The sequence below is a fragment of the Mesorhizobium sp. 131-3-5 genome (assembly GCF_016756575.1).
In the GTDB taxonomy this organism is placed as follows: Bacteria; Pseudomonadota; Alphaproteobacteria; order Rhizobiales; family Rhizobiaceae; genus Mesorhizobium; species Mesorhizobium jarvisii.
Map to the genome: position 1 here is coordinate 3,114,065 of NZ_AP023254.1, position 25,297 is coordinate 3,139,361.

General features: G+C 64.0%; 24 protein-coding genes. 18 read left to right on the plus strand and 6 right to left on the minus strand.

Translation table 11 applies throughout. The features are described 5' to 3' along the window. Window positions 1–82 precede the first annotated feature (82 nt). The 4 genes from JG747_RS15245 to JG747_RS15260 are packed head-to-tail and all read left to right on the plus strand — an operon-like array spanning window position 83 to window position 5,041. Entirely contained in the window at window positions 83–1,252 is a 1,170-nt protein-coding gene (locus JG747_RS15245) for a glycosyltransferase family 4 protein (protein WP_244748436.1), read from the plus strand. Next, window positions 1,249–2,550, plus strand: coding sequence for a hypothetical protein (locus tag JG747_RS15250; RefSeq protein WP_202362122.1), 1,302 nt, complete (start codon window positions 1,249–1,251; stop codon window positions 2,548–2,550). The genes JG747_RS15245 and JG747_RS15250 overlap by 4 nt, the downstream gene beginning before the upstream one ends. A 3-nt stretch (window positions 2,551–2,553) precedes the next feature. Next, window positions 2,554–3,789 carry a GNAT family N-acetyltransferase gene (locus JG747_RS15255; RefSeq protein ID WP_202362123.1) on the plus strand — a complete coding sequence of 412 codons (1,236 nt, stop codon included), beginning with the start codon at window positions 2,554–2,556 and terminating at the stop codon, window positions 3,787–3,789. Between the two features lie 28 nt (window positions 3,790–3,817). Next, on the plus strand, window positions 3,818–5,041 hold the full coding sequence (locus JG747_RS15260; protein WP_202362124.1) for a GNAT family N-acetyltransferase: 1,224 nt from the start codon (window positions 3,818–3,820) through the stop codon (window positions 5,039–5,041). 71 nt (window positions 5,042–5,112) lie between these two features. Here the strand turns inward: JG747_RS15260 and JG747_RS15265 are convergent, their stop codons facing one another. Next, complete coding sequence (locus JG747_RS15265) at window positions 5,113–5,427, minus strand: EthD family reductase (RefSeq protein ID WP_019859524.1); 315 nt, start codon at window positions 5,425–5,427, stop codon at window positions 5,113–5,115. 438 nt (window positions 5,428–5,865) lie between these two features. On the opposite strand from JG747_RS15265, the gene JG747_RS15270 reads away from it, so the two are divergent. The 10 genes from JG747_RS15270 (at window position 5,866) to JG747_RS15315 (ending at window position 17,020) form a co-directional block, all read left to right on the plus strand. Continuing rightward, window positions 5,866–6,042, plus strand: a complete 177-nt coding sequence (locus JG747_RS15270; protein ID WP_019859523.1) for a Flp family type IVb pilin — start codon at window positions 5,866–5,868, stop codon at window positions 6,040–6,042. Window positions 6,043–6,143: 101 nt separating this feature from the next. Then, complete coding sequence (locus JG747_RS15275; RefSeq protein ID WP_019859522.1) at window positions 6,144–6,368, plus strand: hypothetical protein; 225 nt, start codon at window positions 6,144–6,146, stop codon at window positions 6,366–6,368. A 70-nt stretch (window positions 6,369–6,438) separates the two neighbouring features. Beyond that, window positions 6,439–8,940 (plus strand): DNA ligase D, encoded by a 2,502-nt coding sequence (ligD, locus tag JG747_RS15280; RefSeq protein ID WP_202362125.1) that lies wholly within the window; start codon window positions 6,439–6,441, stop codon window positions 8,938–8,940. 279 nt (window positions 8,941–9,219) lie between these two features. After that, entirely contained in the window at window positions 9,220–10,128 is a 909-nt protein-coding gene (gene ku, locus JG747_RS15285; protein WP_202362126.1) for a non-homologous end joining protein Ku, read from the plus strand. Then, complete coding sequence (locus JG747_RS15290; protein WP_202362127.1) at window positions 10,125–11,249, plus strand: tetratricopeptide repeat protein; 1,125 nt, start codon at window positions 10,125–10,127, stop codon at window positions 11,247–11,249. Before ku ends, JG747_RS15290 begins: the two co-directional genes overlap by 4 nt. 216 nt (window positions 11,250–11,465) lie before the next feature. Then, on the plus strand, window positions 11,466–12,110 hold the full coding sequence (locus tag JG747_RS15295; RefSeq protein WP_202362128.1) for an alpha/beta hydrolase family protein: 645 nt from the start codon (window positions 11,466–11,468) through the stop codon (window positions 12,108–12,110). 7 nt (window positions 12,111–12,117) lie between these two features. Beyond that, window positions 12,118–12,888, plus strand: coding sequence for an exodeoxyribonuclease III (xth, locus tag JG747_RS15300; protein WP_202362129.1), 771 nt, complete (start codon window positions 12,118–12,120; stop codon window positions 12,886–12,888). A gap of 344 nt (window positions 12,889–13,232) precedes the next feature. Continuing rightward, window positions 13,233–14,828, plus strand: coding sequence for a WD40 repeat domain-containing protein (locus JG747_RS15305; RefSeq protein ID WP_202362130.1), 1,596 nt, complete (start codon window positions 13,233–13,235; stop codon window positions 14,826–14,828). 90 nt (window positions 14,829–14,918) lie between these two features. Beyond that, window positions 14,919–15,452, plus strand: a complete 534-nt coding sequence (locus JG747_RS15310; RefSeq protein WP_240564473.1) for an isochorismatase family protein — start codon at window positions 14,919–14,921, stop codon at window positions 15,450–15,452. 323 nt (window positions 15,453–15,775) lie between these two features. After that, window positions 15,776–17,020 (plus strand): amidohydrolase family protein, encoded by a 1,245-nt coding sequence (locus JG747_RS15315; RefSeq protein WP_202362131.1) that lies wholly within the window; start codon window positions 15,776–15,778, stop codon window positions 17,018–17,020. Between the two features lie 46 nt (window positions 17,021–17,066). Here JG747_RS15315 and JG747_RS15320 read toward each other — a convergent pair whose 3' ends face one another. Next, entirely contained in the window at window positions 17,067–18,254 is a 1,188-nt protein-coding gene (locus JG747_RS15320) for a hypothetical protein (protein ID WP_202362132.1), read from the minus strand. 971 nt (window positions 18,255–19,225) lie between these two features. Further along, complete coding sequence (locus tag JG747_RS15325) at window positions 19,226–19,894, minus strand: sulfotransferase family protein (protein WP_244748402.1); 669 nt, start codon at window positions 19,892–19,894, stop codon at window positions 19,226–19,228. A gap of 243 nt (window positions 19,895–20,137) precedes the next feature. On the opposite strand from JG747_RS15325, the gene JG747_RS15330 reads away from it, so the two are divergent. Further along, a complete protein-coding gene (locus tag JG747_RS15330; protein ID WP_317452359.1) occupies window positions 20,138–20,353 on the plus strand; it encodes an exopolysaccharide production repressor protein in 216 nt (71 codons plus the stop codon). A 64-nt stretch (window positions 20,354–20,417) separates the two neighbouring features. Here the strand turns inward: JG747_RS15330 and JG747_RS15335 are convergent, their stop codons facing one another. Next, window positions 20,418–20,579 (minus strand): hypothetical protein, encoded by a 162-nt coding sequence (locus tag JG747_RS15335; protein WP_202362133.1) that lies wholly within the window; start codon window positions 20,577–20,579, stop codon window positions 20,418–20,420. A gap of 474 nt (window positions 20,580–21,053) precedes the next feature. On the opposite strand from JG747_RS15335, the gene JG747_RS15340 reads away from it, so the two are divergent. Next, window positions 21,054–21,353 carry a DUF1236 domain-containing protein gene (locus JG747_RS15340; RefSeq protein WP_019859507.1) on the plus strand — a complete coding sequence of 100 codons (300 nt, stop codon included), beginning with the start codon at window positions 21,054–21,056 and terminating at the stop codon, window positions 21,351–21,353. A gap of 102 nt (window positions 21,354–21,455) precedes the next feature. Here the strand turns inward: JG747_RS15340 and yghU are convergent, their stop codons facing one another. Beyond that, complete coding sequence (gene yghU / locus JG747_RS15345; RefSeq protein ID WP_202362134.1) at window positions 21,456–22,322, minus strand: glutathione-dependent disulfide-bond oxidoreductase; 867 nt, start codon at window positions 22,320–22,322, stop codon at window positions 21,456–21,458. A 229-nt stretch (window positions 22,323–22,551) separates the two neighbouring features. Here yghU and JG747_RS15350 point away from each other — a divergent pair, with 229 nt between their 5' ends. Together JG747_RS15350 and JG747_RS15355 are read left to right on the plus strand one after the other, a co-directional pair. After that, window positions 22,552–23,457 (plus strand): S1C family serine protease, encoded by a 906-nt coding sequence (locus tag JG747_RS15350; RefSeq protein WP_202362135.1) that lies wholly within the window; start codon window positions 22,552–22,554, stop codon window positions 23,455–23,457. A gap of 19 nt (window positions 23,458–23,476) precedes the next feature. Then, entirely contained in the window at window positions 23,477–24,466 is a 990-nt protein-coding gene (locus JG747_RS15355) for a LysR family transcriptional regulator (RefSeq protein WP_202362136.1), read from the plus strand. Here the strand turns inward: JG747_RS15355 and JG747_RS15360 are convergent. Then, window positions 24,463–25,191, minus strand: a complete 729-nt coding sequence (locus JG747_RS15360) for an SDR family oxidoreductase (protein ID WP_202362137.1) — start codon at window positions 25,189–25,191, stop codon at window positions 24,463–24,465. The two genes, JG747_RS15355 and JG747_RS15360, sit on opposite strands and share 4 nt — an antisense overlap. Window positions 25,192–25,297: the final 106 nt, after the last annotated feature.

Sequence of the window (25,297 nt, forward strand, 5' to 3'; positions counted from 1 at the left end):
CTTGGGCTTGACGTTTCCGGTCGCCGGTATGGTCAGGCGGCGGAATTGTCACACCACCCCTGGCAGAAAGATGCGCGTGAAGATGCGGATTGCCTGCATCCACCAGGGGTACGAACTCTACGGCTCCGACCGCAGCTTCGCGGAGAGCGTGGCGGCGCTGCGCGCCGCGTTTCCGTCGGCCGACGTCGAAGTGGTCCTGCCGCGCAGCGGACCGATCGTCGAAATCCTTCAGCCTCATGCCAGCCGCATCGTCTTCGAGCCGCTCTGGGTGCTCAGGCGCCAGGCGATGCTGAGGCTGGCGACCATTGAGATGGCGCGGCTGCCGGTCGCGCTGTGGCGGGCATGGCGGCGTCTGCGCGATTGCGACCTCGTCTATGTCAACACTTCGATCGTCGCCGATTATGCGCTGGCCTCGCGCCTGCTGCCTTCCAAGGCGCTGCTGCACATCCATGAAATTCCCGAAGGCGTGTTGCGCCGGATCCTCGTCGGGCTCATGCACTGGAGCCGTGCCGATCTCATCTTCAACTCGAAAGCGACGCGCGACACGTTCGGCGAGCCCAGATCCGCGCGCTCCTATGTCGTCTATAATGGCGTTGCCGGTCCCGCCGTGGCGGAGGCGATGACCTATGACGGCAAGCGCTCGCTGCGGGTGCTGTTGCTTGGCCGCGTCAACCGGATCAAGGGCCAGGAAGTGCTTCTGGAGGCGATCGCCTCGCTGCCGGCCGAACTCAAGTCGAGGATCGAGGTGCGGCTGGTCGGCGGCGCCTTCGAAAGCGTCGAGCGCGAGCGCGCCCTGGCCGAACTGGTCGAGACCATGGGGCTGGCCGGACAGGTCAGCGCCTTGCCTTTCATCCCGGATCCTTCGGAGCATTATCGCTGGGCCGACATCGTCACCGTGCCGTCGCGACGTCCGGAATCGCTCGGCCGCGTCGCCATCGAGGCGATGGCCTATGGGCGGCCGCCGCTGGTGTCGGCGATCGGCGGGCTGGTCGAAGTGGTGGCCGACGGCGAGACCGGCTGGCATGTTCCGCCAGGCAATGCAGCGGCGTTGGCCGCGAAGTTGCAGGAGATCATCCTCGCCCCCGAGACCTGGCGCGGTTTCGTCGCCGCCGGGCGCAAGCGCTACGAGACGGTGTTCAGCGAACCGGTCGCCGCGGCCGCGATCGCGGCGATCGCCGCCGACAAGCTGAAGGCTGCCATCGCCAGGCCGGGCCGGACGGCAAGCACCCGGCAGGCGGAGACGCGGCCGTGAAGTTCCCCCTCCATCTGGTGCGGCGCCTCGTGCTGATGATCGGCGGCGAGGCGATGCAGAGCGGCTTTCACTTTGCCCTCAACATCGCGCTTCTGCACATGTTGTCGGCGCAAGGCTACGGCCTTTTCGCCATAGCCATGGTGATGGGCGGCGTCGGCCTGTCCTACATCAGATCGCTGACCGCCGTTCCCGCCTCGATATGGATGGGCAAGAGCACCAACAGTGCCGGCGTCGATGCCCATGACGTGGCCTTCGGATCCGCGGCGCTGGTGGTGGCGCTGCTGATGGCCGTCGGCACGGTTATCCTGATGCGTCTCCTGGGCGACCCGAGCGGCATCGCGGCCGGCTGCTTTGTCGGCGCATGGTCGCTGCGCAGCCATATGCGCACGGCATTCTTCGCCCGCCGCCAGCAGGTGATCGTCTCCGTCAGCGACGCGGCTTTCACAATCGCCGGCACCGTGTTCGCCGGCCTGGCGATCTGGTTCGCCGGGGCCGCGCTGCAGACTGTGTTCTATGCCCTTGCCGCGGCCAATGTGATCGGTATCCTCGTGCTGGCCCGGCTGGCGCCCCGCACGCTTCGCATCAGCTTCCGCATGCCGACGCGGCGGCGCTACACCAGACTCTGGCGCCAGCTGTGCTGGTCGGCCTTCAGCGCGACCACCACCAACATCCAGGGGCAATGCCTGGCACTGCTGGTCGCCGGCATTGCCGGACCCGCGGCTTACGCGCCGCTGGCGGCGGTGATCGTGCTGTTCGCGCCGCTGCGCATCATCAGCCTTGCTTTCGTCAACATGACGCAGCCGGAGCTCGCCAAGCTGATGCGGCGCAATGAAACGCGCCGCGTCTGGTCTCAGGCGAAGATCTGGTCGGTCGTCATGGGGCTCGGCGGCCTGGCCTATGGATGCGCCATCCTGTTCGTCCTGCCGATGATCAAATCCCAGGCCCTGCAGGATGCCTCGGTCGAGTTCATCGGGCTCTTCGTGACGGTCAATTTTATCCCGATCATGCTCTACATCATGCCCCGCATCGTCCTGGAGATTTTCGGTGATTTCCGCATCGTCGCCTTCATCACCATGGGCGGCGCCATCGTCGGGCTGGCGCTGATCGCCATCCTGCTGGCCGTCGCGTCCCCACCATGGGCGCTGCTGGGCTCCGCGGTCTCCGAGACCTTCGTGCTCGCGGCATCATGGTATTTCGCGCACCACCGCATGTGGAACATCGAGCATCCGGACCAGCAGCGTAACAGCCGTTTGGGCTCCTGGCGGCGGGCGGTCACGTTCGCCGCGGTAAAGCGATAGGAGATGGATGTGGCTGGCCAGGTGGTACAAATTGCTGCGGTGGATGACGGCTTGCCCGTAGGGGAAGCCTCCCGTCCGGTGACCGTCCCCGCGAACGATGCGTACACGGCGCGATTGCACACAAGCCTTGAAGCGGTCAGGCCGCTCTGGCTGCGCTTCCAAATGGACGGTGTCTGCACCGCCCACCAGCATTTTGCGTGGGTGCAGGGGATCGTGGCGCGGCTGATGCCTGCAGGCGCGGAGCCGCTCATCGTTGAAGTGAACGACGCGGTGACGGGCGCGCCCTTGATGCTGGTGCCGCTGATGCTGCGATCAGCCTTCCAGCATCGGGTGATCGAGTGGCTGAGCTGTGGCGTGTGCGACTATTCGGCACCGCTGCTGGCCGATGCGGGTGCGTGGACCGCCCAATCGGCGCAGGCTGCGTGGGCGGCGGTGCGTTCCGTGCTGCCGTCGGCGGATCGCTTCCATATCACGGGAATACCGCAGCAGATCGGCGGCGTCGCCAATCCCCTGGCCTTGCTGACGACCACGCGCGATTCCGTCCAGACCACCTTCGGTCTTGCCATCGATGGCGACCCGGAAACCGTGCTCAAGCGTCTCTGCAGGCCATCTTTCGCCAAGGAATTCGGCAAGGACTGGCGCCGGCTCGAAAGGCTCGGCGATGTGGAACTCGTCCAGGCCGGTTCGCCGGACCAGGTGGAGGAAATCTTCGGCGAACTGGTCCGGATGCGGCTCAGCCGCTTCCGCGAGCTTGGCCGCTTCGACCTGCTGACGCAGGAGGCGGTTGTCGATTTCTACCGTGACGCGGCCATCCAGGGCTTGTCGGACGGTTCGGTGCGGCTCTTCGGGCTGCGCGTCGGCGGCTCCCTGATCGCGGTTCAATATCTGCTTGTCCATCAAGGGACTGTTCATGCTCTCCTGATAGCCATGGACCAGAGCGTCGTGCCCAACGTCTCACCTGGAATGGCGATCATTGGCAGGTTGATGAGTTGGGCACGCGAGCAAGACTTCGGCTATTTCGACCTGTCGGTCGGCAACCAGAGCTACAAGGAACATATGGGCGCCAAGGGTTCGGTTCTTGTGGAACTCTGCCATGGGTACACGATGCGGGGCAGGGCGGCGAGCAACGCCATCGATCTACGCAACCTGACCGAGGCGTTCGTGCGATCCAAACCACGGCTGCTCAATGTGGCCCAGAGACTGATGCGAGGTTTGCGGCGTTCGCGTGGAGGACGTTGAGAGCAGGCCTGAACGACGGGAGAAGTACGTGGCAGGCCAGGCAGTGCGAATAGTCGCGGTTGGGGATGCACCGGACCAACCTCTTTCCCCAATTATCGCCGGTTGGGGCGCCGCCGCGCGCTTTGCCGCGCGGCTGCACACCAGCTTCGATTCCGTAAGGCCGCTGTGGCTGCGCCTCGAGGCGACCGGCTTGTGCACGGGCCATCAGGGCCTTGCCTGGGTGGAAGGGATCGCAAACCGTCTGATGCCCAAAAGCGCGGAACTGCTGGTCGTCGAGGTCAACGACGCCGCAACGGGCGCGCCGGTCATGCTGTTGCCGCTGATGCGCCGCCGGGCCATGGGCCATTATGTGATCGAATGGCTGAGCTGCGGCGTGTGCGATTATTCCGCGCCGCTGCTGGCCGATGCGAGGCCCTGGACCACGCAGAGCGCCGACGCCGCCTGGGCCGCGGTGCGCGCCGTGCTGCCGCCGACGGACCGCTTCCACATAGCGGGGATTCCGCGAGAGATTCATGGCGTCGCCAATCCGCTGGCGCTGCTTTCGCAGGCGCGCGATTCCATCCAGATCGCTTCGAGCCTGGCCCTGAACGGCGATCCGGAGACGCTGATCAAGCGCATCTGCAAATCGTCCTTCGCCAAGAATTTCCACAAGCACTGCCGCCGCTTCGAACAGATGGGCAAGCTCGATCTGGTCGAAGCCGAGACGCGCGACATGGTGGAGGCGCATTTCGCGACGCTGCTCGAGCTCAGGCTCAACCGCTTCCGCGAACTCGGGCGCTTCGACCTGCTGACGCAGGCGCCGATCGTCGAATTCTACCGCAATGCCGCCCTGCAGGGCCTGTCCGACGGCTCTGTGCGGCTGTTTGGGCTGCGTGTCGGTGAAGCCTATCTCGCCGTCATGTACGTACTTGTCATGAAGGGCACCTTGCACGCGCTTTTGCTCGGGATCGATCACGACGCGGTGGCCAACGCCTCGCCAGGCCTGACGACGATGGGCAAGCTGATGATGTGGGGGGTGGCGCAGGGGCTCGACTGTTTCGACCTGTCGGTCGGCAGCCAGAGCTACAAGCAGCACATCGGCGCTTCGAGCGCGGTGCTGGCAGAATTGTGCGAGGCGGTGACGCTGCGCGGCCGGGGCTCGACCACCTTTATCCAGTTGCGCGGCAAGACCGAGCTTTTCGTGCGCTCCAAGCCCGGGCTGTACAAGGCCGTGCAGGGCGTGATGCGGCGATTTCGGAGATTGAAGAATTGAAGAATTGAAGAACGGCTCCCGAAGCGGCTTCGGGAGCAGGAATTGATGGCCGTGCGCCACGACGTGACGGCTCACAGCGGCTCGGTGTCGAAGAGCAGCATCGTCACCAGATCGTCATCCCCGGCGAATTTGCGCCGGTCCTCCGCGCAGGCGCGGCCGATCTCGCTGGCAAAGGCTGTGCGAATGGCCTCCAGACTGTCGAAATAGAGGATGGCGACCCTGTAGGGCGTCTCGCCCGGCAGGACGTTCATGACCGGCGACCGGCTGATCTCGTAGCGATGCAGTCCGGGCAATTGCTTGGCCAGCGGCACGTGAATGTCGTGGTAGTGACGCTCGAAGGCCGCCGGATCGGCGGGGGTTTTGTAGATGACAAGCATCTTGGCCATGGTGGTGCTCCCTGTTTGAGGTGATCGCGCCTCGTCGGCGCCGCACCAATGTCGTTCGCCGGAAGCGGATTTCGACAGGGATGCGGGTTTTCGCGAGACCAACGGCATGGGGCCGGCGCCAGGAGACGTTCCGCGCCTCGCCATCTTGGCCGCCGGCCGGTGCCTGCGGCTGCGCACTTGATCCATGTCAAAGCGGATCGGCGTCGATGCTTTTATCTGGTTCAGTGTCTTGGGAAGGACACAAGGCGGTGGGTGGTTCCGGACCGGCAAGTTGAAAACAGCTCCGGTCCGGACTGCCTGTCCCTAGCCATGGCCGATGCTTCATGTTTTGATTCAATCCCGCGGGCAAGCACCTTCAAAACTCTGGCAGAATTTAACCGAACTGCAACTCACGATCTGTATTAGGTTGTGTGAGGGCTAAGAAACCAAGGGCTTGCAATGCCATCAATTGTTTCCCGTTTCATGCGAGATGAAACCGGTGCTACCGCCATCGAGTATGGCCTGATCGCCGCCCTCATCGCGCTCGCCATCATCGCCGGCGCCGGTGCGCTCGGCAATGCGATCAACGCCAAGTTCACGAAAATCGGCAACACGCTCAACAGCAGCGGGTCGTAACGGTCGGCCACGGTCGCCAACCCGCGAAATTGACAGGACAGTTCGTCTCCGTCATCCTTGAGCCAGTCGCCTGATGTGTCAGGGCGACCGAGGGCAGCGTCATGTTCAGTCCCGTCACCAGCCAGAATGCCAAGCGCGCCGCGGTGCGCAAGGCGCTCGACGCCCACAAGGTCTACATCACCGCGCAGAGCTTTTCTGACGGCGCCTACCGCGCCCGCGTGCTGGTCGACGGCGAGGCCTATTGGGTGGATGAGTTTCGGCTGAGCCAGCTGCAGCAGGGCCTGTCGCCGGCCGAGCTCGAGCTGACCCCGGCCGCCGACGATTGACAGCGTGACTTCCATCCGTTCCGGAATGCGGCGGTTGCTCCTGCTTGCCAAGCGCTTCGAGCGCTGACCCATGCCCGCTCCCGCCAAACTCAAAACCTATCGCGCCAAGCGCGAATTTTCCAAAACGCCGGAACCGGCCGGCGGGCTGATCACTGGCGACGACAACCGCTTCGTCGTCCACAAGCACCACGCCACGGCGGATCACTATGATCTGCGCCTGCAGGTCGGCGACGTGCTGAAGAGCTGGGCGGTGCCGCGTGGGCCCTCGCTCAATCCGGCCGACAAGAGGCTGGCGGTCGAGACCGAGGACCATCCGCTCGAATATATCGATTTCGAGGGCGTCATTCCCGAGGGGGAATATGGCGGCGGGCCGATGATCGTCTGGGACACCGGCACCTGGGCGCCGATGGACGATGTCGAGAAGAGCCTGCGCACCGGCGCTTTCAAGTTCCGGCTGGCCGGCGAAAAGCTCAATGGCGGCTGGATGCTGACCCGCCTGAAGCCCAAGCCCGGCGAAGACGAGAACAAGAAGAACTGGCTGCTGTTCAAGGAGCGCGACCTCGCCGCCGACACGGCGCTGAATATTCTGGAGGCGCGGCCGGAAAGCGTGAAATCCGGCCTGCGCATCGAGGAACTGGCGGCCGCCGCGAAACCGCCAGCGAAGTCCGCGCCAAAGCCGGGTTCCCTGAAGCCCGGCGAACTGCCAGGCGCGGTGAAGGCGCCGGCGCTCAGCCGTATCGAGCCGCAGCTGGCGACGCAGGCACTGAAGCCGCCGGGCGGCGAAGGCCCTGCCCAGAACACCAACGAACTTTGGCTTCACGAGATCAAATTCGACGGCTACCGCACCATGGCGCATCTGTCCGACGGGCAGGTGCGGCTGATCACCCGGGGCGGCATCGACTGGACGAAGCGCTATGGCGACCTGCCGCATGCGTTCGCCAAACTGCCGTGCCGCGAGGCGATCATCGATGGCGAGATAGTCGTGCTCGACGCCAAGGGCATCAGCCGCTTCGCGCTGCTGCAGGATGCGCTGGCCGAAGGCGCCGGCAGCAAGCTGCATTTCTATGCCTTCGACCTCCTGCATCTCGACGGCTGGGATTTGCTGAAAGTACCGCTCATCCGGCGCAAGGCGCTGCTGGCTGAGCTGCTTGGCGGGCTCGGGGCGAATTCCGCCATCCAGTTCTCCGACCATGTCGAGGGCTCGGGGCAGGGCCTGTACGACCAGGCGACGGAGCTCGGGCTCGAAGGCATCGTCTCCAAGCGCGCTAGCGCGATCTACCAGAGCGGCCGCACCAAGAGCTGGACCAAGTGCAAGGCGCTGCAGAAGGACGATTTCGTCATCGCGGGTTACACGATTTCCGACGCGGCGGAAGGGCTGGCGGCACTCGGCATGGCCGAGTGGGAGGAAGGCGAGCTGCACTATCGCGGCAAGGTCGGCACCGGCTTCGATGCCGAGACGGCAGCCGACCTGCTGGCACGGCTGGAGCCGCTGACATCCGGCGCCACGGCGCCGGAAGGCGTGCCGCGCGAGATCATGCGCGATATGCATTGGGTGAAGCCGCTGTTCTCGGCGCGCATCCATTACGCCAACCGCACGGCGGACAATGCGTTGCGCCATGGCGTGTTTCGCGGTCTCAGGGATGTCGGCCTGTCGACGCCGGTCTCGGCCAAGCGCAAGCGGCTGATCTCGGAGGCGGATCTTGCCACCATCTGGGTGACCAATCCGGAGCGGCGGCTGTTCGGCAAGACGGGGCCGACCAAGCTCGATATCTCCGTCTATTACGCGCTGGTCGGCGACTTCATGCTGCCGCACATCCTTGGCCGTCCGGTGTCGCTGGTGCGCTGCCCGACCGGCCTGCCAAAGGATTGCTTTTTTCAGCGCCACGCCTTCACCGGCATGCCGCCTTCGGTGGTGACGTTCCAGGCGACCAATTCCGAGGGCGAGACCAAATCCTATCTCTCGGTCGAAGGGGCAAAAGGCTATCTGGCGCTGGCACAGTTCGGCGTCGTCGAGTTCCACACCTGGGGCACGCACCGCACCAGCCTCGACAAACCCGACCAGATCGTCTTCGACCTCGATCCAGGCGCGGGGATTTCCTGGCGCGAAGTGGTGGAAGCCGCCGTCCACATCAAGGGCGAGCTCGAGGGGCTGGGGCTGGTGCCGTTCGCCAAGACGTCCGGCGGCAGCGGCATCCACATCACCGTACCGGTGACGAAAAAGCAGAACTGGAAGAAGCTGCACCAGGCGACCAGCGCCATCTCCACCCATCTGGCGGCGACCGCGCCCGACACATTCACCACCACCATGGGCAAGGAAAACCGCAAGAAGCGCATCTTCATCGACTACCACCGCAACGCCCGCGGCCACACTTCCGCCGCGCCCTATTCGCTGCGCGCCCGTACCAATCTGCCGGCCTCGACGCCGGTGAGCTGGAGCGATCTGGAGGCGATCGATGCGCCGCAGGACTTGAATTATTCCTCGCTGCCGGGGCTGCTGGAGACGTCGGGCGATCCCTGGGCGGATATCGAGGATTTTGCGCGGGATTTGCCGACCCATCTTTCGTCATCCTAGGGTCTGCGCCGCGTCGCTTCGCTCCTTGCTCCGCCCTAGGATGACGAAGAAATGGGGAGCTTGTCGTTGTCAACCTCTGTCTAGGCCAAGGAGTCCAAGTCCATCGACGCTTCATACAATTTGAATTATCCTCCGCCCGCGACCCTCCAGCGCCCTAAAACACTTCGTCAGGGATTTGCCGGTATCTTGCGGGGTCGGTGTAGGATTTGCGCAGCCTTGTTCGTCCTTCGGACGAAAAGCGCTGAGCAGTATCAGTGCATGGCCGCGTAGGAGTGTATCATGGCGCCCAGGGCAAGTTGGAAGGGTTATCTCAAGCTCAGCCTCGTCAGCTGTCCGGTCCGGCTCTATCCGGCGACGACGACCAGCGAGCGCATCTCGTTCAATCAGCTGCACAAGAAGACGCATAACCGCATCAACATGAAGCCGGTCGATCCCGAACTCGGGCTCGTCGAGCGCTCGGACCTGGTCAAGGGCTACGAGTACGAGGACAAGCAGTACATCATCATCGATGATGCCGACCTCGACGCGGTGCGTATCGAATCCAACCACACGATGAACATCGAGGCCTTCGTCGACGAGGGCGAGGTCGATGTCATCTACCAGGACGCGCCCTATTACCTGGCGCCGGACGGGGCGATGGCCGAGGAAACCTTCGCCGTGCTGCGCGAAGCCATGCGCAAATCCGGCAAGCTGGCGATCGCCCGGCTGGTGCTGTCCAGCCGCGAGCGGGTGGTGACGATCGGCGCGCGCGAGAACGGCATGTTCGTGTGCACGTTGAGGAACCCGAACGAAGTGCGCGGCACGGCTGAATATTTCGGCAACATCCCGGCCGGCAAGCCCGACCCGGAAATGCTCGAACTGGCCGAAGCGCTGATCAAGCAGAAGAAAACCACCTTCGATCCGAAGGATTACGAGGACCGCTACGAGATCGCGCTGATGGCGATGATCCGCGAGAAGCTGAAGGGCCACAAGCCGATCATCGCGGCCGCCCCCGAGCGTGGCAATGTCATCAATCTGATGGATGCGCTGAAGGCCAGCCTGTCGCAGTCGAAGCCGCCGGCCAAGTCGAAGAGCAAGGCCGACGAAGTGGTGGCCAAACCCGCCGCCAAGAAGGCGGCAGCGGGCGGCGCGCCTGAGAATCCGCTGAAGGCCAGTCTGCTCAAGGCGGTCGGCAAGAGCAAGAAATGACGGCACCGGCCGTTTCGGTTCCGGGGGCCGTCTTCGGTACCATCGGCGCGCTGGCGGCATTTCCCTTGCGGCTCGCCGCGCGGGAGGTCGAGCGCCAGCACGGCCAGCTGAGGCGCGGCATCACCAGGCGTACGACGCATGTCGTGTTCGGCCGCGCGCTGCTCGCCAAGGCCGGATTGACGAAAAACGGCGATGTCGGGATCGAGCGCCGCGTCGCCGTCGAGCGCGCGGCCGGGCGCACGCTGATCAGCGAGAACGGTTTTTTGCGCCTGCTCGGCCTGATGAAGGCGCCGGAGGCGTCATCACTGTCGCGGCAATCGCTGATCGATCAATCGCGACTGTTGGGCGCCGACCTCGACCTGCTGTCGCTGTTCGATGCGTTCGAGCATGATTGCGAACCCTATTCCTTTCGCGACCTGATCCTGGCGCGCAAATATGCCGGGCTGGTGGCCGGCGGCGCGACCTGGGGCGCGATCGCGCGCTCCGTGCACCGCTCCGGTCCGGTCGCCTCGCTCACCGCCAAATCGCTCAACGTCGGCTCGCAGCACGGCCGCCCCGACGCAATCTATCTCGAAGGCGGCCAGAGCGAGCTCGACGGGCAATTGCTGTTCGATCTGGGCGCCGCGGCACAAGGCGACGACACGCTGGAAGATTTGTTCGCCGAGGCCGAAGCGGCGGAGGAGGGCGGCGACCACGAAGGTGCTGCCGCACTTTACCAGCGCTGCCTCGCCATCGACCCCAGCGACGCCATCGCCGCCTTCAACCGCGCCAACTGCCTGCGCGCCGGCGGCCACGCGGCGGATGCCGCGCATGACTATGCCAGGGCGATAAAGCTCGATCCGGCCTTTGTCGAGGCCTGGTTCAACCTCGCCGGGCTGATGAGCGAGCAAGGCCGCGATGCTTCCGCGCGACGGCATTTGCAGAGGGCGATCGCGCTCGACAGGAGCTATGCCGATCCGGTGTTCAACCTGGCCAGGCTGGAATTCGACGCCGGCAATCTGCCCGAGGCGCGGCGGCTGTGGGTGCGGTATCTGGAGCTCGACGCGGAGTCCGAATGGGCCGGGGTGGCTGCCAAAGGCGTGCAGTTCGTGGATATGCAGCTGGCACGGACGGCGGGGTGAGGGGGATCAATGGTCGCGCTTGAACACCCCCTTCTGTCCTGCCGGACATCTCCCCCGCAAGGGGGGAGATTGCGCGCTCACCCGCTTTCGCCAATCTCCAGCGCTGCAAAGGTGGGCCGGGCGTGCGAGTTGCCGATCTCCCCCCTCGCGGGGGAGATGGCCGGCAGGCCAGAGGGGGGGTGTGACGGAACGCGGCCTTTCCGGGAAGACCGCCCCATGACCAGCTTCCTCTTCGATGGCTTCGACACCGCTCCCGTCACCATCCTGCTCGCCCATGGCGCCGGCGCTTCGATGGATTCCCCCTCGGTGACCGCCACCGCCAAGGCGCTGGCCGTCGCCGGCTTCCAGGTCGCGCGCTTCGAATTCCACTATATGGCTGCGCGCCGCTACGGCCAGCGCAAGCCGCCGCCGCGTGCCGAGACGGTCAACCCGGAATATATCAAGGCGATCGCTGATCTCAGGGCCAAGGGCGTGACCGGGAAGCTTATCATCGGCGGCAAGTCGATGGGCGGGCGCGTCGCTTCGATGGTCGCGGACGAGATGTTTGCCAAGGGCGAGATTTCAGGGCTGGTCTGTCTCGGATATCCCTTCCATCCGCCCGGAAAACCCGACCAGCTGCGCACCAAGCATTTGACCGGGCTGAAGACGCCGACGCTGATTTTTCAGGGCACGCGCGACGAGTTCGGCACGCGCGACGAGGTGGCGGGTTATGGGCTGTCCGATGCGATCGAGGTGATCTGGCTCGAGGATGGCGACCATGATCTCAAGCCGCGCAAGAGTGTGTCGGGATTCTCGACGTCCGATCATCTGAAGACCATGGCGGAGACGGTGAAGGCTTGGGCAGGCCGGATCGCCTCCTGATCCAACCATGAAACTCGCCACCTTCAACATCAACAACATCAACAGCCGGCTGGAAAACCTGCTGGCATGGCTGGCGGTGGCGAAGCCCGATGTCGTCTGCCTGCAGGAACTCAAGGCGCGCGACATGCAGTTTCCGCGCACCGCGCTTGCCGATGCCGGTTTTGGCGCGGTGTGGAAGGGTGAGCCGACATGGAACGGCGTCGCCATCCTGGCGCGTGGCGCCGAGCCGGTGCTGACCCGCGATGCCTTGCCCGGCGACGATGCCGACCGGCAGAGCCGCTATATCGAGGCGGCGGTCGACGGCATCGTCATTGCCTGCCTCTATGCGCCGAACGGCAATCCGCAGCCGGGGCCGAAATTCCAGTACAAGCTTGCCTGGCACAAGCGGCTGGAGGCGCATGCGGCGCAACTCCTCGACACCGGCCTGCCGGTCGTGCTGGCCGGCGACTACAACATCGTGCCGGAGCCGCGCGACATCTATGCCACGCGCTCCTATGACGACAACGCGCTGGTGCAGCCGGAAAGCCGCGCCGCATTCGCCGCCCTCATCGAGCAGGGCTGGGTCGACGCGTTGCGCAAGGTCTATCCGAAGGAGACGCTCTACACCTTCTGGGATTACCGCAGGAACCGCTGGCCGCGCGATGCGGGCTTAAGGCTGGACCACATCTTGCTGTCGAAGACGCTCGCCCGCCGACTGAAGGGGGCGGGTATCGACCGCGACGTGCGCGGCGAGGATGGCGCCAGCGATCATGCGCCTGTCTGGGTGGAGTTGAAGTAGCTCGCCTTGGTCATCTCCCGGCAAGCGGCGACGCCCCGGAGTATTCGCGCTTCAGCAGGCTCATGATTTGGGCGTCGACAGGCTCGTTACCGTCCTGCCGGCCAGCACCGGTTTGGTCGCCTGTGTCATGGACGCTCCCTTGATTGGCCCAGCCTTGTTTCGAACGAAGCACGGAATGTCCAGCCATTTCCGTGCGTTCGCGCCCACGCGGCATTCGCTCCGGCGGCCACTCGACTCCGCCGCGGCCTTGCGTAAGATCGGTCGCGGCGAGGGAATTCGATGCGACCACAGCCTGCCAATATCGAGGCCGATGCCGTCATTGGCGGCATCATGAGCCTTGCGCCATGACCAGGGGTGCCGACAGGTTGATGGCGGTGCTGCTGATGGCGCTGGCCGCGGCTTGCCTTGTCCATCTCTATCTCTTGCCGGGCGGCAAGGGTTTCGGCCTGACGGTCATGCATGAGCCTTGGGCGACGCAGCTGGTGGCCTTCTCGCTGCTGGCGTTCGCCTGCCTCGTCGGCGCGGTGCTGTTCTGGGCCGGGCTATTGCCGGGGCGGCCGACGCATCTGGCCGGGACACCGCTGTTCGGCCGCGCGGCCGAGGCGAAGGAGACCGGCAGGCCCGGCCTGCGCAAGATCTTTCTCGCGTTGCCGTTGATCGTGCTCGCAGCACTGGCCGTCGACCGCTTCGGCCCGTGGGGCGGCGGCGAGGTGGCCAGCCTGCCGAACGAACCGCCGAATGAACCGAAGACGGCCGAACCCAAGCCCAGTGAACCCAAGCCCAGTGAACCCAAGCCCGATGAACCCAAACTTGCCGAGCCCAAACCCGCCGAGCCGAAGGGCCAGGATGTCGCCAGCGCACCACCGGCACCTGAGCCTGCCCCTGCGCCAGCCCCGCAACCAGCTCCGCCACCGATAGCCGCCAACCCGCCGCCGGCATCCGCGCCGCAGGCGCCGGCCGCTCCGCCGGAGGTCGCGGTCGTTCCGCCGCCCACCGTGGCGCCGTTGCCGCCACCACCGCCGGCGGCGCCGACGCAGCCGGACGGCCATCGCGACGCGGTCGTCTGGCTTTCGGTAGCGCCGGACGGCCGATCGATCATGAGCGCCAGCACCGATCGTGTGATCAAGCTGTGGGACATTGGCGGCAAGCACCTCATCCGCAACCTCGGCGTCCACAAGGACATGGCGCGCACCGCGCTCTATATGCCCGACGGCGTCAGCGCGCTGACGGGCGGCGACGATGGCGAGATCGTGCTGCGCAAACTTGCCGACGGCACTGTGCTGCATGTCTTCCAGGCCGGCCAGAATGGCGGCGTCAACAAGCTGGCGATCAGCCCGGACGGCAAGCGTGCCGTCAGCGGGCATGACACCGGCAATGTCATCGTCTGGGATCTCGTCAACAATTCCGTGCTGCATGTGCTGACCGGACACGACTGGTCGATCAGCGCGGTCGCCGTCTCGCCCGACGGCAAGCAGGCGCTCAGCGGCAGCATCGACGGCACGCTGAAACTCTGGGACATCGAGAGCGGCAAGCAATTGCGCAGCTGGCACGGCCACGAGCAAGGCACCTATGGCGCGGTGTTCACCGCCGACGGGCACCATCTGATCACCGGCAGCGGCGACCTGACGATCAAGGTCTGGGATCTCGACAACGGCCGCGAGGTGAAGCGCTTCGAAGGCCATGAAGGCACGGTCTACACGCTGGCGCTGTCGGCCGACGGCAAGCGCCTGCTGTCGGGCTCGCTCGACGGCACGGCACGGCTGTGGGACATGGAGACCGGCAACCAGATCGCCCTGTTCGACAGCCAGACCGGGCCGATCTACGCCGTGGCCTTCGCCCCCGACGGCACGGTGCTGACCGGCGGCTACGACCGAACCATCAGGGATTGGCCAGCGGCTGGAGGGGATGGTGTGGTGCTGTTTGCCGGCGCCCCGGGTTGAGGGTCTGGTGAGGCTGGTTCTTCTTGTTGGGCAAGTTCTTGATCGCCTTCCCCGCCATGCTATGTAAAAATCATGTCAGCACCCAGCCTCATGGCCAAAGCGCCACTCGTCGTGATCGATCTTCAGACCGGCATGTTCGACGGCCGGCACGAGCCGCCGATACACGACGCACCTGCCATTGCCGAGCGCGCCCGGGCGGTGATCGACTGGGCAAGGCGCGGTGGACGCAAGGTCGCTTTCGTCAGGCATGATGGACCCGAAGGCGATCCGCTGGCGCCGGGCGAACCGGGTTGGCCGGTGTGGCCAGCCCTTGGCCAGGCCGACGATGAGCCGACCTTCGCCAAATCCGTGCGCGATGCTTTCAGCAATCCGGCCTTTGGCGACTGGGTCGCCGGGCAGGGAGACGGGGGCGTCGTGATCCTCGGCGCACAGAGCGATTTTTGCGTCGCGGCAACCGTCAGGGGCGCGATCGCCAGGGGGCTCGGTGTCACCGTGGTTTCCGATGCCCACAGCACGCTGGACAGCGCCAGCGAGAGCGCTGAGCAGATCATCGCCCGGCACAATGACGAATTCGCCGAGGCCGGCGTCAATCTGGTGACGACGAAGGTGCTGGTTGGCGGCTGAAGCGGCAGTCATAGCAGGCCTGCCCGCCGGACGGATCACAGTGCCAAGCCATGGCCGACGCGGGCGGGGGGGCGCATTGTTGGGATGGCTGGGCGCCCGCGTCAACCAGGGCGGCTCGTACCGCCGCGATAACACAATGGCACATTGCCGGGCCGCCGAAACTTCCGCGAAAGCGGAATAGGCAAGAGCCGCGGTGCGGATTCGCGCTCTGCCTCGCCGGAACATTCGCCAAGGGCAATTTCGTGAAACAGTTTTTCGCCGCCGCCGCATTGACCCGCGGCGGGCGGGCGGCGAGGACTGGCGCTTTCAGGAGAGAGGCGCCCATGAGCGAGCGGACGATTTTGAGCGAACAGACGATTTTCCGCAACGCGAAGCTGGCCGATGGGTCGCTGGCGGATTTCTTCATCACCGGCGGCCGCTTTAGCGCCATCGCGCCAGCCGGCAAGGCGCCGCCGGCTGATTTCGCCGCCGTTGCCCCCGGCACCGTCGACCCCGCCATCATCGACCTTGATGGCCAGCTTGTCGTGCCGGCCTTCGTCGAGGGCCACATCCATCTCGACACCTCGTTTTATGGCGATGCCTGGCGCCCGCACATTCCCTGCACCAACGGGTTCGACGTGCGCGAGCGTGTCGCCTTCCAGGCGCGAAACCTTGCCGGCGCCGCGCCGATGGCGGAGCGCGCGAAGAACCAGCTCGAGCTCTGCGTCGGCAATGGCAGCCTGGTCATGCGCAGCCATGTCATGGTCGACGCCTCGGTCGGGCTCAGCCATGTCGAAACCATCCTGGCCGTGCGCGAAAAATACCGCGACCTCATCGACATCCAGCTCGTTGCCTTCCCGCAAAGCGGCATCCTGTCCTCGCCTGGCACGGCGGAACTGCTCGACGAGGCGCTGAAGCTCGGCTGCGACCTTGTCGGCGGGCTCGACCCCGCCAGCTTCGACCGCGACGTGAACGGCCATCTCGATGTGGTGTTCACCCTGGCGCAGAAGCATGGCGCCGGCGTCGACATCCACCTGCATGATGGCGGCGCGCTCGGCCTGTTCCAGGTCGAGGAGATCGCCGCGCGGACAAAGGCGCTCGGCATGGCGGGCCATGTCGCCGTCAGCCATGCCTATGGCCTTGGCGACATCCCCGCCGACGCCGTGGCGAAGGCCGGCGCGATGCTGGCGGCCGCCGGCGTGGCGATCATGACCAACGCGCCCGGCAACCATGCCTTCCCGCCGGTGGCGGCCCTGCGGCAGGCTGGCGTCACCGTGTTCAGCGGTTCCGACAACATCCGCGATTCCTGGTGGCCCTACGGCGATGGCGACATGCTGAACCGGGCCAACATGATCGGCTATCGCTCCGGCTTCTACGAGGACCGCGAGCTCGAGGCGGCGTTCGATGTGGTGACCCGTGCCGGCGCCAGCGCGTTGGGGCTGGGGGACTATGGCATCGTTGTCGGCGCCAGCGCCGACTTCGTCGCCATGGCGGCCCAGCACGTTCCCGAGGCGGTGGTCGCCGTGCCAAAGGACCGCACGGTCTATCGCCGGGGCAGGGCGGTAGCGAAGGATGGCAAGATGGGGTGAGGGTGTTGGCCAGCAGCCTCCCCCCGACAGGGGAAACAAGCGTTGATTACGGGGAGCCGCCGCCGACCTTGTTTCTCTTGCCAGAATTTATGTTCCACTTCGAAATCTTTGAGCCGTAGGCGTTCGACTGAATGTTCCATCCGCTTGAGCTTGCACCAAGAGAATTTGCGACCCTTAGATACTGGTAAACGTTTCCAGTTATGTTTCCAAAATTTGCCGCGCTGTCGACAATGACGCCAGAGCCACTGCTTTTACCGAATGGATTGAAGATGTTGTTCTCTGCAATTACGAATTGATCGCCACCGCCATTAATATGGATCCCGCTTCCGGATTTTGGTATCTCAATCGTATTGTGTGTTACATATAGACCGACAATCGGGGAAAAAGTGGCAATAGTATCGCCCTTAACGTCAAATGAACTATCAGAGATGTTGATCTGATCAACCTCCGATTCGGCCGCTGGAACGACAATTCCAGCTTCACCATTGAGGAAATTGCTCTGAGTCACAAAAAGTCCCTGAAACAATGTTCCAAGCGAAATACCATTCGCAGTATTAATAAAATTGCTCTTCGAGACCATCATGTTAAAAGCGTAGCAGTGACTGGTCGCGTTGCCCGTAGCAAAAATTCCCTGCATGCTGGAGCCGTTCTCTCCAAAGAAGTCGACGCTATCAACATCAACAAACGATAGATTGTTAAGGGTTAACCCTCGACCCCAGTGATTTCTAAAGGGAAAACTTCCCGTGCCTTCAATCGTCAGATTGCTGAAACGCGACGATTGTTTTGACCCTCCGCAATCAGAGCTGGTGACAGCGATCGCATCATGATCGTTCGCCGTCGCCGATAGAACAGCCATATTGTCCATTTGGATGGCTTCCTCGTTCGACAACGTGAAATTGAATCCTGCCGTCGTTCCAGTGAAGACGATCTTGGTCACGTTGGGGCCAGCGCCATGGACCGCAATGCTCGAACCCACGCCAGGTTTCGCCGTGGCCGGACCGCTGAATCTGTAGGTCCCAAGCCCGAACGATATGCAGATCGGCCGATTGCCAAAATGGCTTATGGCGGAATTCCAAGCCGCAAGATTGTCGGTCGAGCCGTTGCCGTTGCCACCGTATGCCTCAATCGCGACGCAGCCTGATATCACGTCGTCTGGCTTCGGGGGGATGGGCTGTGCAAAAGCCAACGATTGGAGCGACAACCAGGCGACCATCAATGAAAGGCAGCGAAACATGGAAACCTTTCTCCCTATATCGGGACATAGTTCGGTGCTGCCGATGGGCATGCTAATTGTGGCTTGACGGTGGAGGAGTCAGTTACATTTCAGTAAGATTCCCCCTATGAGGCCGTCATTTCGGAGGGCGGCCGCGCGGCATGCAAGCTGATCAGTTTGCCGCACTGCGATCGGTAGCCTGAAACGATCGGGCGGGTGGGGAAGACAGCGCGCGTTGATCCGACGGCTCATCCTTGAGGTAGAGCAAGCCGCCCAGGACGAGGAATACAATTCCCACCGCCACAAGTCGGACCATCAACACGGCGACCGCTGTAGCCGGGCCGTGGCCTGTTCTGGTGATGATGGACCGATGGTGCATCGCTCTTCCTCGAAATTGGATCCGGTCCGCAAACTTGGCGGTTAACGATGGCAAAGGCGGGATGTTCCCGATGACGGGCCGTATCGGTCTTTTGCGTTTCCTTTTGGGACCAAGGTCTTAGGTGCCTGAAGCAAAGGTCCGGCGGGTCCTGTTCGGTTCCGGCAATGTCCATTGGATGTTCCGCTGTTTTAGCCAATTCATATATAATGCCTTTACCCTACCGGAGGCAAAAGCGGGCGTCGGACAGGGCAGAATATCGGCCGACCGCCATGTGACGATAGTGTGCTACCTTCCACATCTATCGGACAAAAGGCCTTCCTCCAGGCAGATCAAGTGGAACCTCGTTCAGCCGGGACGGCGAGGCAAACAGGCTCCTGCCGATGTTCAGGAATTCGAACTTGCAGACCTCGCGCCGGCTTTGCGGCGCTGCCATGTCGCGGTTGCGCACCGGCATGGTGAAGCCGAATTCGCCGCCTTGCCGGCCGCCGCCGATCGATCCAGTACCGGGGCGGGGTTAGCCCTGAGGATTACGCCGACATTGGGAAGCGTGCGTTGTGTCCCTGAAGCTAGCCCAGCCACCACCACAGCGCCGCAAACACCACCAGCGCGGCCGCTACCGCCAGACCCAGCATGATGTAGGAGCCCTTGATGATGTCGCGGATGATCTTCTTGATTGTCTCGCGGTCGTTGAGGTTGGGGAAGGCTCGTTGGGCAGCGCAACGCCGAGGAAATCGCAGAGCGGGCCCCAGCCTTCGGTCACTTTGTAGACCAGCAGCCTGTGCGGCGGCACCGCAGCCTTCACCTCGTCGATATAGGTGTTGTAGCGGGCAACCGCCTTGGCGCGGTCGTTCATCACGCCGTCCAGCGTGCGGCCCCATATCAGCTTGCGCGACATGTCGCCGAATTTCCAGGCGAAGGGCGTCAGCCATTCCAGGATCTTGAACTGCCAGACATTCTCGGTGAAGTAGATTGTGTCGGCGCCGCGCGGATGCAGGGTCAAAAGCACCTTAGCGTCGGGGTAGGCGGCCAGCAATTCTTTCCACACGCAGCAGCCGGGATTGTCGACTGTCGCCGTACAGTTGGCGAAGACGCGGTTCCAGTCGTGCTGGCTGCCGGGTGGGCTGTTGGCCACCTTGCGCCAGAAATCGAGATGGCCCTTGTTGGCCTTGTTCATGATCACTTCCTGCATGTGATAGCAGGGCAAGCCGAGCCTGTTCAGCGCGGCAAAAGTCGACCACGTGCCGGTGCGGCCGAAACCGGCTCCAATCAGTTCGAGCGTCATTTCCCCATCCCCCGGACTTATTTTCTGCGCTACCCGCAGTCCTTGAGCATCGAATTGCTCCCGACCAGGTCAACGCGCAACAAATTTCGAGGGTGGGCTAAGGTCGGACGATCACATAGTTGCGTAGTTGCTAAAATAATGGAACTTTGTCCGCGGGCATTGGGAATTCGGGCAGGGAGTCGTGCGAAACCGCGTGGTTTCGGCGATGTGGGATCGATGTATTTTGGGCAGTTTCTCGTGGGGATGTCAGCCACGACCATTGTCGTCGCGGGCTGGGCTTACATGGCCACCGGGTCGTTCTGGAAGGCGCTGGGCTGGACGATAGCCGTGCTGGTCCTCCTCCAGGTCGGCTATTTCGTGCTCGTCATGCGGCTGATCTACAGGCGCGCCCGCAAGGCGGCAGATCAGGGCGAGGTCGACGCCGTTCCGCCGCTGCATCGCGACGGTGTCTCGCTGTGAGGCAGACGCTTGTGAAGCCGGACAGTTGTGAGGCCGGATACTGGGGATAGCAGTGGATGACCCGCTACCAGCCCATCCATTCGCGCGTGCGCCAGGCAAGGCCGACAAAAGGAGCCATCAGCGCTATAAAGACAAGCATCAGCGTGAAGGGATGCTTGGTCACGGAGGGACGGGGAGCCATGGCGCGATCATCCTTGCTGGAGATTAATGCGTCGAACAACGTCATGACGGTCACATGGTTGCATCTGAATGGGCCACGTTATCCGCGCTGGAACCGGATGCGGGCGCTGGCGTTTTCCCGATGTGACCGGTGAGGCTGCCACCTCCGCCGGCACGGTTTGAGGCTCGCCTTGCTCCCGGCCGGGCGAGCCTTTTTCATGTCTTCGACAACAGTATCTGGAACGACATCGTGCGCTCTACGTTAGCTGTCGCTAAGGCAACAGGCGGATCGCATTCTTTCGAAAGGGCACCTCGGATGCATCTTCCGAGGAAAGTGTATTTCACGAGATATCCCTAAAAAATATAATAATCACGGATTTTTGAAGCCTTGATTATGTGTTTTCGCCTGTTTCCGAAAATAATCAAAATAGGCATTTGTTGGGCGTGCCGCATTTATTCCACAAATTGCGATGGAACCTCGTGGCAGTGGTCGAGTTTTCCTACAGGGCGGGAAGCCCGGGCAATTGATATGGAGGTTGTTATGAAACATTATCTTTCGAGTGTGGCAGCCGCGATCGTCCTGATGGGCGGCATCGGTGCGGCTGTGGCGGACACAATCGTCGTTCAGCCGGAGCAGGAGACGGTGGTTCGCGAATACGTCAAGAAGCAGCCGCTGGCGTCGGTCAATCTGTTGGGCCTCGAGCTCAAGCTCGGCTCGCCGGTGCCTGACAAGGTCGAACTGCGCGAAGTGCCCAATGTCAAGTATCGCGTTGCCGTTATCAACGACCAGACAGTTCTGGTCGACCCCGACACACGTCAGATCGTCGAGGTGCTGCACTGATCCATGGCTCGGCCATGACAGTGGGTGCGACGCCAGCATAGCTTGGGAAAAGCCCGCCACGGTTCGTGGCGGGCTTTCTTGTGAAGTTGGCTTTGCGGCCGCCTATTCGGCGGCCAGCTTGTCCTGCGTGTTGGTGTCGAAATCGCCGGCGTCGTGGCGCTCATGCAGCTGCATAGCCGGTTCGCCGAAGGCGCGGTTGACCATGCGGCCGCGCTTGACAGCCGGGCGAGCGTCGATGGCCTTCGCCCAGCGCTGGACGTGCTTGTATTCCTGCACGGACAGGAACTCGCCGGAATCATTGTACATGCGCCCGAGCGCCAGCCCGCCATACCAGGGCCACACCGCCATGTCGGCGATCGTGTAATCCTTGCCGCCGAGATATTCCGTTTCGGCCAGCCGGCGGTCGAGCACATCGAGCTGCCGCTTGGTTTCCATGGCGAAGCGGTCGATGGCGTATTCGAATTTCTGCGGCGCGTAGGCATAGAAATGGCCGAAGCCGCCGCCCAGATACGGCGCCGAACCCATCTGCCAGAACAGCCAGGACAGAACTTCCGCGCGCGCCGGCTGCTCGGTGGGCAGGAATTCGCCGAACTTTTCGGCGAGATAGACCAGGATCGACCCGGATTCGAAGACGCGCACCGGCGTGGCGCCGCTGCGGTCCATCATGGCCGGGATCTTGGAGTTGGGGTTGATCTCGACGAAGCCGCTGCCGAACTGGTCGCCATCGTTGATCCTGATGAGCCAGGCGTCGTATTCGGCGCCCTTGTGGCCGCGCGCCAGAAGCTCCTCCAGCATCACGGTGACCTTGACGCCATTCGGCGTCGCCAGTGAATAGAGCTGCAGCGGATGCTTGCCGACGGGCAATTCCTTGTCATGCGTCGGCCCGGCGATCGGCCGGTTGATGCTGGCAAAGGCGCCGCCATTTGCCTTGTTCCAGGTCCATACCTTCGGCGGAGTGTAGTCTGTCATGTCGGGCCTCGTGGGGAAGGGAAGGACGGGAATGGGCGGATCGATCTACAGCTAGGGCTGCGGGGGCGAAAGTTCAACTTGCGTTGAACTATTGTTTATGTGGGAAAAGCGCTTCTTCCTTCTCCCCTTGTGGGAGAAGGCAAGAACTATCGATGCGCACCTTGCACCATCCCCTCCGAGGCATACCTATAAGAGAAGCCGCCAAGCATTTGCATCGCAGGACAAAATCATGGCCATCAATCCCAATCCGCGTTCCGTCGTTGCCGTGCGCGCGACCGTTCCCGAAGATGCCTTCACGGCCGGCGCGCTGGGCACGCTCAGGGAAGGCAGCGGCGTCATCATCCGCAATGACGGGCTGGTGCTGACCATCGGCTATCTCATCACCGAGGCCGAGGAGGTCTGGCTGACCGCGCATGATGGCCGTGTCATCCCGGCGCATGCGCTGGCCTATGATCAGGAATCCGGCTTCGGCCTGGTCCAGGCACTGGCGCCAACCGGTCTGCCGGCGGTGGCGCTGGGCGATGCCGGCAAGGCCAGGATCGGCGACGCGGTGGTGCTTGCCGACGGCATCGGCCGGGCGGTCGAGGCCAAGATCGTCACCAAGCAGGAATTCGCCGGCTATTGGGAGTATCTGCTCGACGAGGCGATCTTCATCGCGCCGGCGCATCCATCCTGGGGCGGGGCGCCGCTGTTCGGCGCCGATGGCGCGCTGCTCGGCATCGGTTCGCTGCGCCTGCAGATGAGCCGCGCCGGCGAGGTCGCCGATATCAACATGGTGGTGCCGATCGACCTGTTGCCGCCGATCCTCGATGATCTGCTGACGCGCGGCCAGGTGGCCAAGCCGCCGCGTCCGTGGCTCGGCGCCCTGTCGGCCGAAAGCGACGGCAAGGTGGTGGTGATGAGCGTGACGGAGGGCGGCCCGGCGGCCAAGGCCGGACTGCGCCAGGGCGACGTTATCTCCGAGGTGCGCGACGGCGCGGTCGACGGTCTCGCCGATTTCTATCGCAAGCTGTGGGACAGCGGCTCGGCCGGCGCCGAGATCCCGATGCGCGTGGTGCGCGACGGCCGCGAAACCTGGCTGCGCGTCAAATCCGCCGACCGCGGCAGTTTCTTGAAGAAGCCGCAGCTGCAATAGGCCTGATGTCGGCCGGGCGATGCATCCCAGACTGCTCAAGACCTTTCTCGCTGTGGCGCGCAGCCGCAACATCACGCGCGCCGCCGAGGCGGTTCACCTCGCGCAATCGAGCGTCAGCGACCAGATCCAGTCTCTCGAGGCCGAACTGGGCGCTGCCCTGTTCACACGCTCGAAGTCCGGCTTGGAGCTGACGCCGGCGGGGCTGGCGCTGAAGCCTATCGCCGAAGAGCTGCTGCGGCTCGACGGCGATGCGCGCGCGGCGGTGCTGGCGGCCGCTGGGCGCACCAGCGGGGCACTGACCATCGGTGCGCTGGAGACGATCGCCTCGGCCCGTCTGGCGCCCTGGCTGCCAGGATTCCAGGCGGGCCATCCCGATATCACCGTGCGGATGAAGGTGGCCGACAGCGGCACGCTGCGACATTTGCTGGAGGACGGCGACATCGACGTCGCTTTCTGCTTCGAGCGTCAGGACGGTGCGAAGGGCGCGGCCGACGGACGCCTGGCCAGGCGCGCGATAGGGGCCGAACCGCTGGTTCTGGTCGCGGCTCAGGGACAAGGCACCGCGCCGCGCGACCTGGCAGACCTTGCCGCGCTGCGCTTCGTGGCGACGGAGCCCGGATGCGTCTACCGGCATATGTTCGACACCGCCTTTGCCGAGGCGGATATGGCGCCGCCCAAACCAGCGGCCGAAGTCGGCAGCATCGGCGCCATTGCCCGGCTGGTGGCGAGGGGTGCCGGGCTCGGCCTCATTCCCCGTCTCGCCGTCAGCGATGCGCTGGCGCGCGGCGATCTCAGGGAATTGCCATGGCCCGGCCGAATGCAGGCGGCACCGCTGACGATGATCTGGCGACGCCGGCGCGTCCAGCCGCCGGCGCTCAGGCAATTGCTCGCCGCCGCGCGGGACACGCTGGCGCCGGAACGCCTCGAGACGGGTTCAGAACTTGAATCGGCTGATAGCTCCAAAGCACTGTTTCCAAACAACTCCCTGGCGAAGACTGCCGCCAGCTAAACCAGCCGGTGCCCGCCTTCGACATGCAACGTCGTGCCGGTGGTAAATCCGTTGCCGATGAGGAAGAAAATGGCGTCGGCGATGTCTTCGGGCTGGCCGACCCTGCCGACCGGCAGCCGCTCGGCCATCGCCGCCAGCATCTCGGCCTTGCGGTCGCCGGCGACCAGAGCCCAGATCGTGGTGTCGATCCAGCCGGGCGAAACGGCGTTGACGCGGATCGGCGCGAGTTCGACGGCAAGCGCCCGCACCAGCCCTTCGAGCGCGGCGTTGACGGCGGCGACGACCGAGCCGCGCGCGGCCGGCCGATACGCGGCGATGCCGGAGATGAAGCTCATAGAGCCGTTCGCGGCAAGCCGTGGCGCGCCGTGATTGGCAAGCAGCAGCGGGCCGAAGAGCTTGCTGTCGACCATGCGTTGCGCCGCCTTCAGGTCAAGCTCCGGCAGCAGCCTGTAGGCGCCCTCGATGTCGGCCGCCGTGCTGACGATGTGGTCGAGCCCACCGATCTCGGCGAACAACGCCGCGACCTGGTCTTCCCGGGCGATGTCGACGACGGCTACCTCCAGGCCGGAGGGATTGCCAAACGCCTCGCGTGCCTGTCGCAGCCTTGCTTCGCTGCGCCCGGCGATGATGACTGTGGCACCAGCCTCGACGCAACGCCTGGCAAGCGCCAGGCCCATGCCGGAGCCGCCGCCGACGATCAGGATTTTCTGGTTTGAAAGGTTCATTTCGCTCTGCCTTTGCTTTGACGGGACAAGGGCAGGGAATTGGCAGGTCGGTGTGCCGAGAAGGAAACGGAAGAAACCGATAGCGCCATCGGAAATGCCGATGATG